The sequence below is a fragment of the Ralstonia sp. SA306 genome (assembly GCF_054792405.1).
The window spans coordinates 2,901,885-2,914,473 of record NZ_CP096451.1 but is presented as its reverse complement, the minus strand read 5'-3'; the positions used below and the strand labels follow the sequence as shown (position 1 = coordinate 2,914,473).

Annotated in this window: 13 protein-coding genes; 5 read left to right on the top strand and 8 right to left on the bottom strand. The window is 64.9% G+C overall.

All coding sequences use genetic code 11. The features are described 5' to 3' along the window. Positions 1–89 precede the first annotated feature (89 nt). Positions 90–767 (bottom strand): orotate phosphoribosyltransferase, encoded by a 678-nt coding sequence (gene pyrE / locus M1D44_RS13900; RefSeq protein WP_024976951.1) that lies wholly within the window; start codon positions 765–767, stop codon positions 90–92. A gap of 32 nt (positions 768–799) precedes the next feature. On the opposite strand from pyrE, the gene M1D44_RS13895 reads away from it, so the two are divergent. Together M1D44_RS13895 and argC are read left to right on the top strand one after the other, a co-directional pair. Further along, the gene (locus M1D44_RS13895) at positions 800–1,585 is read left to right on the top strand and encodes an exodeoxyribonuclease III (protein WP_024976950.1); all 786 of its coding nucleotides are present in this window, start codon (positions 800–802) and stop codon (positions 1,583–1,585) included. 115 nt (positions 1,586–1,700) lie between these two features. Continuing rightward, entirely contained in the window at positions 1,701–2,714 is a 1,014-nt protein-coding gene (gene argC / locus M1D44_RS13890) for an N-acetyl-gamma-glutamyl-phosphate reductase (protein WP_112186238.1), read from the top strand. Positions 2,715–2,779: 65 nt separating this feature from the next. Here the strand turns inward: argC and M1D44_RS13885 are convergent, their stop codons facing one another. From M1D44_RS13885 to M1D44_RS13870, 4 genes are all read right to left on the bottom strand, one after another. Continuing rightward, positions 2,780–3,688 (bottom strand): prohibitin family protein, encoded by a 909-nt coding sequence (locus M1D44_RS13885; RefSeq protein WP_316852853.1) that lies wholly within the window; start codon positions 3,686–3,688, stop codon positions 2,780–2,782. A 311-nt stretch (positions 3,689–3,999) separates the two neighbouring features. Then, on the bottom strand, positions 4,000–4,755 hold the full coding sequence (locus M1D44_RS13880) for a YdcF family protein (RefSeq protein ID WP_024976947.1): 756 nt from the start codon (positions 4,753–4,755) through the stop codon (positions 4,000–4,002). 314 nt (positions 4,756–5,069) lie between these two features. Next, positions 5,070–5,267 carry a hypothetical protein gene (locus M1D44_RS13875; protein ID WP_024976946.1) on the bottom strand — a complete coding sequence of 66 codons (198 nt, stop codon included), beginning with the start codon at positions 5,265–5,267 and terminating at the stop codon, positions 5,070–5,072. A gap of 56 nt (positions 5,268–5,323) precedes the next feature. Beyond that, positions 5,324–6,268 carry a M48 family metallopeptidase gene (locus tag M1D44_RS13870; protein ID WP_024976945.1) on the bottom strand — a complete coding sequence of 315 codons (945 nt, stop codon included), beginning with the start codon at positions 6,266–6,268 and terminating at the stop codon, positions 5,324–5,326. Positions 6,269–6,370: 102 nt separating this feature from the next. Between M1D44_RS13870 and M1D44_RS13865 the strand changes: the two genes are divergently transcribed. After that, positions 6,371–7,651, top strand: coding sequence for a muropeptide transporter (locus tag M1D44_RS13865; protein WP_316852852.1), 1,281 nt, complete (start codon positions 6,371–6,373; stop codon positions 7,649–7,651). Positions 7,652–7,655: 4 nt separating this feature from the next. On the opposite strand, the gene M1D44_RS13860 is transcribed toward M1D44_RS13865, so the two are convergent. Continuing rightward, positions 7,656–8,849, bottom strand: coding sequence for a class I SAM-dependent methyltransferase (locus tag M1D44_RS13860; protein ID WP_316852851.1), 1,194 nt, complete (start codon positions 8,847–8,849; stop codon positions 7,656–7,658). Between the two features lie 16 nt (positions 8,850–8,865). On the opposite strand from M1D44_RS13860, the gene M1D44_RS13855 reads away from it, so the two are divergent. Beyond that, on the top strand, positions 8,866–9,684 hold the full coding sequence (locus M1D44_RS13855; protein ID WP_024976942.1) for an SDR family oxidoreductase: 819 nt from the start codon (positions 8,866–8,868) through the stop codon (positions 9,682–9,684). Positions 9,685–9,703: 19 nt separating this feature from the next. Continuing rightward, positions 9,704–10,102 carry a dihydroneopterin aldolase gene (locus M1D44_RS13850; protein WP_024976941.1) on the top strand — a complete coding sequence of 133 codons (399 nt, stop codon included), beginning with the start codon at positions 9,704–9,706 and terminating at the stop codon, positions 10,100–10,102. Positions 10,103–10,383: 281 nt separating this feature from the next. On the opposite strand, the gene M1D44_RS13845 is transcribed toward M1D44_RS13850, so the two are convergent. Together M1D44_RS13845 and rocD are read right to left on the bottom strand one after the other, a co-directional pair. Continuing rightward, positions 10,384–11,313 (bottom strand): arginase, encoded by a 930-nt coding sequence (locus M1D44_RS13845; protein WP_316852850.1) that lies wholly within the window; start codon positions 11,311–11,313, stop codon positions 10,384–10,386. 24 nt (positions 11,314–11,337) lie between these two features. Continuing rightward, positions 11,338–12,564 (bottom strand): ornithine--oxo-acid transaminase, encoded by a 1,227-nt coding sequence (gene rocD / locus M1D44_RS13840; RefSeq protein WP_316852849.1) that lies wholly within the window; start codon positions 12,562–12,564, stop codon positions 11,338–11,340. Positions 12,565–12,589: the final 25 nt, after the last annotated feature.

Here is a 12,589-nt window from a genome sequence, read left to right as displayed (position 1 = left end):
GGTGTTGGGTTGTGGGTTTATGAACCACAAAAAACAAAACCCCGGCGAAGTCCATCAACCGGGGTTTCCCAACAGCACAGCAAAACGCGTCAGATCGCGCTAACGCCGTATTTGTCCCGGTAGGCCGCAGCCTTTTCACGGTAGCCAGCCAGCGCCGGGTCGCCAGCCCCATCCAGATAACCCAGCAAGTCATCCAGGTTGGCAATCGACACCACCGGCATTCCATACTGCGCCTGCACCTCCTGCACCGCAGAGCGCTCGCCGATATCCACAGCATTGCCGCTGCGCTCCATCCGATCCATCAGGATCAGCACGGCAGCCGGTGTCGCGCCAGCGGCGCGAATCAGCTCAACCGACTCGCGCACCGAGGTACCGGCAGAAATCACGTCATCGACGATCACCACTCGCCCCTGCAGCTTCGCGCCGACCAGGCTGCCGCCTTCGCCGTGGTCCTTGGCTTCCTTGCGGTTGTACGCAAAGCCCACATTGCGGCCGAGGCCTGCCAGCGCAACGGCGGTGGCCGACGCGAGCGTAATGCCCTTGTAGGCCGGCCCGAACAGCATGTCGAACTCGACACCCGAATCCAGCAGGGTTTTCGCATAGAATTGCGCGACTTGGCCCAGCAGGGCGCCGTCTGCGAACTTGCCGGCGTTGAAGAAATAGGGCGACGTCCGCCCCGCCTTGGTCACGAATTCCCCGAACGACAGCACGCCGGCTTCCACCGCAAAGCGGATGAAGGATTGGCGCAACTCGCTGTTTTGGCTCATCTTTTTTCTCTGGTCTGCAAAAAAGTCCCGCCATGTTACGCATCATTTCCGCCAACCTCAACGGCGTTCGCTCCGCTGCCAGCAAAGGCTTTTTCGATTGGATGGGCAAGCAGGACGCCGATTTCGTCTGTGTGCAGGAACTGAAGTGCGCGCAAGACGACATGACCCCTGAATTCCTGGCGCCGCACGGCTACCACGGAGTGTTCCAGCACGCGGTGAAGAAAGGGTACAGCGGCGCAGGCCTGTACACGCGCCACAAGCCGGACGAAGTCATCGTCGGTTTCGATAACGGCGAGTTCGACGCCGAAGGCCGCTACGTCGAGGCCCGCTACGGCAAGCTGTCGATCATCTCGGTCTACGTGCCGTCGGGCTCCAGCGGCGAAGAGCGCCAGCAGGCCAAGTTCCGTTTCATGGACCTGTTTATGGATCACCTCAAAGACCTGCGCCACGAAAAAGGCCGTGAGGTGGTGCTGTGCGGCGACGTCAACATCGTCCACAAGGAAATCGACATCAAGAACTGGAAGGGCAACCAGAAGAACTCCGGCTGCCTGCCCGAAGAGCGCGCGTGGCTGACCAAGCTGTTCGACGAGGTCGGCTACGTGGACGTGTTCCGCACGCTTGATCAGCGCCCCGAGCAGTACACGTGGTGGAGCAACCGCGGCCAGGCTTACGCGAAGAACGTCGGGTGGCGGATCGATTACCAAATCGCCACGCCGGGTATTGCCGCCACCGCGCGCCACACGTCGATCTTCAAGGACATCAAGTTCAGCGACCATGCGCCGCTGACGATCGACTACGACACCAAGGTGCACTGGTAAGCACTTTATTGCGCTGCCGCAGAAATTTCTTCGTCAGCCGCTACAATGCAAAACTCACGCGCCGGCATGGGGCCGGCGTTGTGCTTTTTGCTCCTCTGTTTTTAGCGAGATCGCCATGGCATTCAAGGTTTTCGTCGACGGTCAGGAAGGCACCACTGGCCTTCGCTTGCTCGACTATCTGTCGCAACGCGACGATATCGAGCTGCTGCGCATCGCCGAAGACAAGCGCAAGGATTCAGCCGAGCGCGCCAAATTCCTGAATGCCGCCGATGTCGCATTCCTGTGCCTGCCGGACGTGGCCTCGCGCGAGGCCGTCTCGCTGGTCAACAATCCGAACACCTGCATCATCGACGCCAGCACCGCATTCCGCACGTCGGATGACTGGGTCTACGGCTTGCCGGAACTGGCCAAGGGCCAGCGCGAGCGCCTGCGCAACACCAAGCGCATCGCCGTGCCGGGCTGCCACGCCAGCGCCTTCGTGCTGCTGATGCGCCCGCTGGTGGAAGCGGGCATCGTGCCGGCCGACTACCCGGTCACCGCGTTCTCGCTCACGGGCTACAGCGGTGGCGGCAAGGCGATGATCGCCGACTACCTCGCCGCCAATAATCCGAAGCTCGACAGCCCGCGCCCGTACGCGCTGGCACTGGCACACAAGCACCTGCCGGAGATGCGCGTGCAGAGCAAGCTGTCGCTCGCCCCGATCTTCACGCCGGTGGTCGGCAACTTCCTCAAGGGCCTGGCCGTGACGATCGGCCTGCACCCGCAGCATCTGGCGCGCAAGGTGAGCCCGGCAGACATCGCCAAGGTGTTGGCCGATTACTACCAGGGCGAGCAGTTCATTCGCGTGGCGCCGGCTGACAATGTTGCGACGCTCGACAACGGCTTCTTCGATGTGCAGGGCGCCAACGACACCAACCGTGCCGACCTGTTCGTCTTCGGCTCGGACGAGCGCATGGTCGTCACCGCGCGCCTGGATAACCTGGGCAAGGGCGCGGCCGGCGCCGCAGTGCAATGCATGAACGTGCACCTGGGCGTGGATGAAGCGACCAGCCTGCACGTGGAAGCGCCGATTCCTGCAGCCGGTGCCGAGCACGCCGTGCGCGAAGCGGCTCCGGGTTTTGCGAGCTGATCGATTGCCGCCTGGGCTGAGAAGAAAAACGCGCCTTCGGGCGCGTTTTTCTTTGGTGGCGCGACTTATTTGCTTTGCGCGCCAGCCGGGATGTTGAACAGCATGCCGCCGCCATTACCGCCCGCCATCACGCTCGGCGTCACGCCGTTCCATTTCTCGATGGCGGCACGTTCGAGCTTCAGGCGTTCCCACGCCAGCAGGCGGTCATCCAGCGACGAAGCCAGCGCTTGGTTGGCAGCAGCCTCGCCTTCAGCAATCGCCACCTTCTTCTTGGCTTCGGCCTGAGCGGAACGTACTTCGTTCTCGGTGCGGATCGCATCCTGAATGGCCTTGGTCTTGGCGCTCACCGCATCGAGCAACGAGCGTGGCGGGCGCAGCGAGCCGACAATGCCGAACTGCTTGATCGACACGCCCAGCGGCGCAAGCCGCGCGTCCAGCTCGTTGGTCAGCCGCGCGACGAACTCTTCCTTCTTGCCGCCGTTCACGTCGTCGAAGTTGTATTCCGAGCCGATGGCGACGATCACGTTGCGTGCCGTGTCGCGCAGGTAGCCGTGCGTGAAGGTCTCGATGCGATCGGCGCGGAAGTTGGTGTAAAACGCCGGCACCTTGTCGCGGTCGAGCTGGTACGAGACGGCCACGTCCACATTCACGGGTACGGCGTCCTTGGTGTTGAACGTCAGCTCTTCGTTGAGTGCGTGGCCTTCATTCACATCTTGCGTCCAGATCACGCGCTGCACGTAGGTCGGGTACTGGATGATCGCCGTCTGCACGGGGTTGTAGAAGACGAAGCCGGTGACGACGTTTTCATGCGTGATGCCGCGATCGACGAGCCGGTTGATCTTGATGCCCGTGTAGCCCGGCGGAATGATCTGCCAGTTCAGCAGGAAAGTTCGCCCAATCGCCAGCGCCGCAACGACGCCGAAGACGAGCGCGAGCAGTTTGACCGACAGCTTGCTTGCCGTGACTTGAGGCATGAGGGTTCCCCTTGCTTGTTGGTTTGCTTCTGAGGTGTGGCTGGCGGGGCGGGCGCGCTGCTTACGCAACGGCCTGCTTGCTGGCGCAGGAATCGTCAGCGATTCCCGTCAGGGATGGCCGCGCCCGGTGGGCGGGTGGTGGCAAGCGAACTTGCCAATGGTGATGAGGCGTTGAGCTTCAATACGGCCGAGATGGCGCATTGCGATGCCCGGATGTTGCAATGCACAAAGTATAGGCCGGTGCCCGATTTTTGCTCCCCTCCGGAAGCACTAGAGTGCGGCTTCGAATGCGCGGGCGTTGTGGAGTCGAATCAGGCGTCGCCGGGGTTGATGCGCGCAGGGTTCCAGCCCAGGGCGTTGTACACGTGATAGCGCGCGATGCCGATCCACTCGTGCAGCGCAAAATCTGTCAGCGCGAAGTTGTACGCCATCGGCAAGGGCGATGCCGCGGCCTGCAGATCGTCGGCGCGCACGGGAACCGGCGCCATGCCGAAGTGCGTGAAATACAGCAGGCTGCGCCGCAGATGGATGGCCGACGAGACGAGCACCGTGCGATCAGCCGCGTATTGCGCAAGCACCGTGCGCGAGAACTGGGCGTTCTGCCACGTATTCATGCTCTTGGGCTCCATCAGCACGTCGGCCTTGTCGACGCCGAGGGCAACGAGTTCGCGGCCATATACCGTGGCTTCCGGCTCGCCGTGATGACGGGCATCGCCGCCGCTGACGAGGATCTTGCAATCGCCGTCGGCTTTGCGGCACGCCTGGTACAACTGCGCGGCTTCCACCAGGCGCGGATACGAGAACAGCCCGGGTTCGACCGCGTCACCCACGCGAAACGTGCCCGCGCCCAGCAGCACGATGGCGTTGCGAGCACCCCATTGGATATGCGGCTCGTTCTCGAAGGGCTTTTCCAGCGAATCCAGCAGCCACGCCGGCACCGGCCCGCAGCCGATCGCCATCACCAGCACGCCGGAGACCACCGCCAGCCCGCGCGCAGCCCGGCGTCGGCCGCGTGCCGCACACACCGCTGCCACGATCACCAGCAAACATAGGATGGTCAGGCTCACAGGTTCCTCCAGGTTGGCGCCCACGCGCGTATGTGAGTGAGGCGCCATCGTAAAGAGGAATGGCCGGTTGCGCGACCCGTCTGCTTACGGGTTTGTTGCGGTGGGGAGCAACCCGTAGCCATGCGCCGCAATCGAGCAGGCCGTCAGCAACGGTGTTCAGCCCCATGCAGACAGGCGGCGCGGTGCTGATCCTGGGCGCCACGGTGGCGGGGATGGCGTTGTCGCGACGGGCGAGGGTGGCCGTACAAACAACAAGCCCGGCGAGGCCGGGGAAGGCTGCGGGGCTGGTTGAGCGGTGAGGCTATGCGCGGTGCTTACTGGACCGACTTCGTGACGTACGAGAAGCTCTTCAGGTACGTGGTCGGCGCCGTGCCCTTGTACGCGTAGCTGATATCGCACTTGACCGTACGTTGGCCATCTACATCCCACCAGCAACGTTCGTCCAAGTCATAGGCCGCCGTTCCGGTCGAGCCGCCTTGCAATTGGCTGTCGCAATTGAGTTTCGAGCGCATCGCGATGCAACCGGATGGCTTGTCTGGGCTGAATCGCGGTAATCCACTGTCGATTATTACCGCCGCACCATCGGCCGCATCGGCGCCTCATCGCCATTATCAACAGGCGCGGCGCCAAGATATTGCATGTTCGATCGATATTCCGGCAGCTTCGCCATCGTCATATGCCGGGCGTCGGCAAACAGCGTGAGCGTTTCAGGCAAATGGCGCGACAGCACGGCCATGCGCGTGCGCCCCGATGGGTGTGTCGATAGAAACTGCTTTTGCTCCGCGCCGCCGATCGAACCCATCTTTTGCCACAGCGTGAGCGCGGCGCGCGGGTCGTAGCCGGCGCGGGAGGCGATGTCCATGCCGACCAGGTCAGCCTCGGTTTCCTCTGCACGCGAGAACGCCAGCAGGTGCATCTTGGCGCCTTCGCCCAGGTCCGTGTCGCCCCGGTTGCCGAAGCCGAACAATTGCGAGATGACGTTGGCGCCCAGGTTGGTGATTTCGCGCTGGCCGGCGCGGGCGCGGGCGTGTTCGCGCAGGGCGTGGGCGATCTCGTGGCCGAGTGCCATGGCGAGTTCGTCGTCCGTCAGCTTGAACTGTTCGAGCAGCCCAGAGAACACGGCGATCTTTCCGCCGGGCATGCAGAACGCATTCACCTGCGACGAGCCGATCAGGTTGACCTCCCACTGCCAGTGCGCGGCGTCGGGGTTCCAGCGCGGCGCCTGCGGTGTGAGCCGCCTGACGATGCCGCGAATGCGGATCAGATCCGGTACGTTGTCGGGCGCAAGCGCGCCTTCGTGGGCCGCGTTGTCGATGATGCCCTGGTATTCGGCCAGCGCCCGCTTGTCGATTTCCTCGGCGGGAATGACGAGCCGGATGTTGGGCGACGTGGTGGTCGCCGCTTCCAGCTTCACGCCGTCGGCGGGCACCGGCAGCGGGCCGTCCATGGCAGTCGCCCACGCAGATAGCGCGAGGCCGATTGCGGTCAGCAGGGAGCGTGTTACGCGGGGCATATGAGTGAGGGGCCGAATCCGTGCGACATAATATCGGCCAACGCACCGCGCCACGCTACGTGGCAACCCGCATTCGCATCGCCTTCGCCTCTGGCCCGCCGCATGACCTTCCACGATTACCTCGATATCTTTCGCAACCGCCGCATCGGCGCGATGCTGTTGCTTGGCTTTGCCTCCGGCCTGCCGCTGGCGCTGACATCGGGCACGCTGCAGGCCTGGATGACGGTGGAAGGACTCGACATCCGCACCATCGGGTTGTTCTCGCTGGTGGGGCAGGCGTACATCTTCAAGTTCCTGTGGGCGCCGTTGATGGACCGGTTTACGCCGCCGCTCATGGGGCGCCGGCGCGGCTGGCTCGTGCTGACGCAGGCTGGGCTGGTGGCGTCGATTGCCGCCATGGCCTTCACGCCTCCGCATGCCGCGCTCTGGGCGCTGGCTGGGCTGGCAGTGCTGGTGGCGTTTTTATCAGCGTCGCAGGACATCGTTTTCGATGCCTACAGCACCGATGTGCTGCATACGAGTGAGCGCGGTGTCGGTGCGGCCGTGAAGGTGCTCGGCTACCGGCTGGCGATGCTGGTGTCGGGCGGCCTGGCGTTGTATCTGGCCGATCGCGTGATGGGCTGGAGCAACATGTACCTGCTGATGGCCGGGCTGATGGCGCTGGGCATCATCGCGACGCTGTGGTCGCCGGAGCCGGAGGTGTCGGCACGCCCGCCGCGCAGTCTGCAGGAAGCCGTGGTCGGCCCACTGCGTGACTTTTTCTCACGCCGGGGCGCTTGGGCGCTGTTGGCGCTGATTGTGCTTTACAAGCTGGGCGACGCGTTTGCAGGCAGCCTGTCGACCACGTTCCTGATCCGCGGCGTCGGGTTTTCCGCCGGCGAGGTCGGCATCGTCAACAAGACACTTGGTTTGGCGGCCACCATCGTGGGGGCGCTGTATGGCGGCACGCTGATGGTGCGGCTGGGGCTGGTGCGCGCGCTGCTGCTCTTTGGGGTGCTGCAGGCGGTGTCCAACCTGGGCTACTGGGTGCTGGCCATCACGCCGCAGCATCTGTGGACCATGGCGGTGGCCATCGGCATCGAGAACATCTGCGGCGGCATGGGCACGGCGGCCTTTGTGGCGTTGCTGATGGCGCTGTGCAACCGGTCGTTCTCGGCGACGCAGTATGCGTTGCTGTCAGCGCTGGCTTCCATCGGCCGCGTGTACGTCGGGCCAACCTCGGGCTACCTCGTGGAAGCCTATGGCTGGCCCGCGTTTTATCTGATGACCGTGGCGTTTGCCTTCCCGGGCCTGGTGCTGCTGTGGTGGATGCGCGGCACGATCGGCCGCTATGAGGCCGAGCAGAACGAACGGGCCTTGGCGGCCAAAGCCGCGTCAGCCTGATTGACTAACCCAAGCGGTTCGAGCGGTCGGCATCAGCAAAGCCGGCCAGCGGCAGCGCCGCATCGATGCCTTTGCCCAGCGCGATGGCCTTGAACAGCTCGCCCATCTCCGCTTCCGACAGCAGCTTCTGCACGGCATTGGCTGCCGGCAGAAACTGCATCGGGTCGGACGGATCTAGCGTCATCAGCAGCTCGCCCACCCCGGCGCTCAACAGAAAGCGCGCCTGGCTCGTATAGCCGAGCAGGTCCAGCCAGGCCTCCTGGCCCGCTTGGGCAATCCCCGAAAAATCGACGTGCGCGGTGATGTCCTGCAGGCCTGGCAGCCAGAACGGATCGTCATGCGCGTGCTGGCGGTAGTGGCACATGAGCGTGCCGTTGGCGCGGTGCGCGTGGTAGTACTCGGCAGCCGGGAAACCGTAGTCGATCAGCAGCAGCAGGCCGCGCTCAAGTGCTGCACCGGCGCTGCGGATAAAGCCCTCGGCGGCTTCGTGCGATTCGGTGACGAGATCATCGGCGCCCGGCAGGGCGGCCAGCTTGGCCGGTACCTCTGACGGATCAACGAGCCGGTCTTCCCATTGCAAGCCGTTTTCGGCGTCGAGCGTCACGCCGCGCTGGTGCCACACGCCGCTGCGCCGCGCCCACAGCGACACGGGCATCGCATCAAGCACTTCATTGCCGATCATCACGCCAGTAAACGGCGCGGGCAACGTGTCATGCCACTGCGCGAGGGCGCCCAGCTCGGGGCCGAGCGCGGTCAGGCGCTCCTGCTGGCGCTGGCGCAGCTCGCCGGAGAGTTCGACGATGCCGTAGCTGTCGGGGCGGGCGCCCAGCGCATCGAGTTCGGTGAGGATGTCGGCGGCCAGCTTGCCGGTGCCGGCGCCAAACTCCAGCACGTGGCGCTGGCCTTCGGGTAATGCCTGAAGCACTTGCGCGATCTGGTGCGCCACGGTGCGGCCGAAGAAGGGCGTCAGTTCGGGCGCGGTGATGAAGTCGCCGCCGTCTTCCACGCGGCGGCCGAACTTGGCCGCGCCGCCGCTGTAGTAGCCCAGGCCGGGCGCGTAGAGCGCCAGTTCCATGTAGCGGTCGAACGGGAGCCAGCCGCCGGCGGCCGCAATGGCGTCGGCGATCACGGCGAACAGTTGCGCGGACTGCGCCTGCGCCGCCTCGTTGGGAAGCGGTAAACTCACGGTTTTGCTCATCGGCGAATTGTAAACAATGGCGCAGACGCCCATCCAGTCAACTGCGGAATCGACCGCAGAATCCGCTACACCGCGGCGCATCGCCCTCGTCACAGGCGCAGGCCGCCGCGTGGGCCGCGTCATTGCCCTGGCCCTGGCCCGTCACGGCTGGGACGTGGCGGTGCATTGCCACCGCTCGCGCACCGAGGCCGACGCCGTGGCCGCCGAGATCATCGCCATGGGCCGTCGCGCCGCCGTGCTGCAGGCCGACCTCTCGGACGAAGCTGCCGCCAGCCGCCTGATCGCCGACTGCATCGCTGCACTGGGTACGCCCACCTGCCTGGTCAACAACGCATCGCTGTTCCAGTACGACGTTGCCACCAGCTTCAGCTACGCGTCGCTCGATACGCACATGCGCACCAACGTGGCGGCGCCGCTGCTGCTCTCGCGCGAGCTGCACCGCGCGCTGACTGCGGATGGCGCCGAAGGCCGCGGCGTGGTCATCAATCTGCTCGACCAGAAGCTCGATAACCTGAACCCGGATTTCCTCTCTTACACGTTGTCGAAGGCGGCGCTGTCGACCGCCACGATGCAGCTTGCGCAGGCCCTGGCGCCTGCGCTGCGCGTGGTGGGTGTGGCGCCGGGCATCACGATGGTGTCGGGCGACCAGTCGCAAGGCAGTTTTGCGCGCGCGCACCAGATGACGCCGCTGGGCCAGTCGTCCACGCCGGAAGACATCGCCGATGCCGTGTGCTACCTGGCTACCGCGCGCGCCGTCACCGGCACCACGCTGTTCGTCGACGGAGGCCAGCACCTGATGCCGCTGGCCCGCGACGTGATGTTCCTCACTGAATAATTCTTCCCCCGGACGCCCCATGCTTTCCCTGCTATCCCACCCGCGCCTGTCGCACTGCCGCCGCATGTTCCTGCGCAACTACGAAGTGCAGATCAACATCGGCGTGCACGAATTCGAGAAGAAGGGCGAGCAGCGCGTCCTGATCAACATCGAGCTGTACGTGCCGCTGGAGCATTCGTCGCCCACGGAAGACAAGCTGCACGAAGTGGTGGATTACGACTTCATGCGCGACACCGTGGCGCGGCGCATGGCGCAGGGCCATATCCATCTGCAGGAGACGCTGTGCGATGACGTGCTGACGGCCATGCTCAAGCACCCGCATGTGCTGGCCGCGCGGGTGTCGACGGAGAAGCCGGATGTGTATCCGGATTGTGAGTCGGTGGGGGTGGAGGTGTTTCGGATTAAAGAGTCGGGCTGACGGCTCTGTTTTTGATGCGGTGGTTTATCCCCTGTTTCATCCCCTGCCGGGGCTGACTCACTTTCTTTGTCTTGCCAAAGAAAGTAAGCAAAGAAAGGCGCGCCCGAGATGGCGACCCATTCCTTGAATTTCAGTCGCGGGGAGGGAAGGGAGGCAAACTCGCTGCGCGCAGACAGGCCTCCCTTCTTTTTCCTCCCCGCAACAGAAATTCAAGGCGCCATCTAGGGCAGGAAGGGAAAACCGTTGGTGTGCCGGTGTTGGCGGCTGCGTTTTTGATCTGCCTAGGCCGCAGTCGCATACTCCCGGCGTTGGGCGTGCAACGCGCCCGCTACGCTGGCCAGCAGGTCCAAGGCCAGATGCGCTGTAATCCCGCCCTTGTCGTGGCGCGGGTTGTATTCCACCAGTTCGAATGCGGCAAAACGTGCATCGCGGGCGCATGCGGCGAGTGCTTGCGCCATGCCCTGCGCGGTGAGCCCGTCTGTTTCGGGCGTGCCGACGCCGGGCGCGACTGCGGGGTCGAAGGCATCCAGATCCAGCGTTACGCCGAAGGCCGCTGTGCCCGTTTTGACTTGGCGGATTGCGTCGGCCATGACGGCGCGCAGGCCGTTGCGTGCCACTTCGGCTGCGTCGATGACGCGCACACCTAGCAGGTCGAGCAACGCGCGTTCGGCGGGCTCATAACTGCGCGCGCCGATCACCACGACGTGTTCTGGCGACAGCTTTGGCGCGGTATCGCGAACCTGCGTGAGGGCCGCGGCGCCGTGGCCGAGCAGCGTCGCCAGCGGCATCCCGTGGATGGCGCCGGAATCGCTCGTCTGGGGTGTGTGGCTGTCAAGGTGGGCATCGATCCAGATCAGGCCCAGCGGGCCCTTCTGCCGCAAGGCGTTTGCTACACCCGACCACGTGCCGATCGCGCACGAGTGATCCCCGCCGACGACGACCGGCACATGCCCCTGGTGCATGCTGTGTGCCGTCGCATCGGCGAGCGCGCGCGAGAAACCAGCCACGCCCGGCAGTGCCGCCAGGCGTGCTGAGCGGCTGTGCCCCGCCGACATCGCCAATTCGATGTCGTGCACGAGCGCGGCGTGCGTGTCCGGGGTCTGCAATCGCCCCAGCGCGCCGGCCTCCAGCAGCGCACGCGGGCCGTCCTTGCAGCCGTCGTCTTGCGCGCCGCAGCCGATGGCCGCGCCGATCAGATCAATGATGGTCATGTCACTCCCCTTGCGAGTTCTTCGTCAAGCCGCCTTGCGGCGCGGCCAGCCGGCCAGCGTCTGGCGGATGGCGTCCAACGCTAGCGCCAGCTCGGCCTCTCCGATGACCAGCGGCGGTGTCAGGCGGACCACGTTGCCGTAGGTGTCCTTGGTCAGCACGCCGCGCTCGGCCACCGCGAAGGCGAAGTCGTGCGCGTCAATGTCGGCATCGAGTTGCAGGCCGATCATCAAGCCGCGCCCGCGCACCTGCCGCACGCCGTGGCCGACGAGCGTCTTCAGTTCGTTGATGAACGCTGCGCCCACGCGCGCGGCACGCTGTGGCAGTTGTTCTTCGATCAGCAAGGCGAGTGCCGCGCGTCCGATGTGCGCTGCGAGCGGGTTGCCGCCAAACGTGGAGCCGTGGTCTCCCGGCTGGAACACGCCGATGACCGCCTCGCGCCCCGCGATGGCTGACACCGGCACCATGCCGCCGCCGAGCGCCTTGCCCAGCACTACCAGATCGGCGTCAACACCTTCATGCCAGCTCGCCAGCACATCGCCGGTGCGGCCCAGGCCCGTCTGCACCTCGTCGCAGACCAGCAGCACGTTGTGCTGGGTGGCGAGTTCGCGCGCGAGTTTGAGGTAGCCCACAGGAGGTTCGACGATGCCGCCTTCGCCTTGCACCGGCTCCATCAGGATTGCGCCCGTGTTGGGTCCGATGGCCGCACGCAGCGCATCGGCGTCGCCAAACGGAATGCGCCGGAAGCCGGCCGCGAACGGGCCGAATCCGTAGCGATATTGATCGTGCGAGGAGAACCCGACGATCGTCGTCGTGCGGCCGTGGAAGTTGTTTTCGAAGACGATGATCTCGGCCGCCTCGGGCGCCAGGCCCTTCACGTCGCGCGCCCACTTGCGCGCAGCCTTGATGGCGGTTTCGACGGCTTCGGCGCCGGTGTTCATCGGCAGCGCGCGGTCCATGCGCGTGATGCGGCAGACGTCGGCCAGGAAGGGGCCCAGCTCGGTATTGTGGAATGCGCGCGACGTGAGCGTCAGCCGGCCGGCCTGCTCCGTCAGCGCTGCAACGAGTTTCGGATGCGAATGCCCGAAGCTGACGGCCGAATACGCCGACATCATGTCCAGGTAGCGCCGATCGTCCGTATCGAAGAGCCACACGCCTTCGCCGCGTTCCAGCATGACCGGCAAGGGCGCGTAGTTGCGTGCGCCGTAACGCTCTTCCAATGCATAGCTCGGATGTTGCATTGCGGTTGTCATGATGGCCTCCTGCCTGGATCGGTCG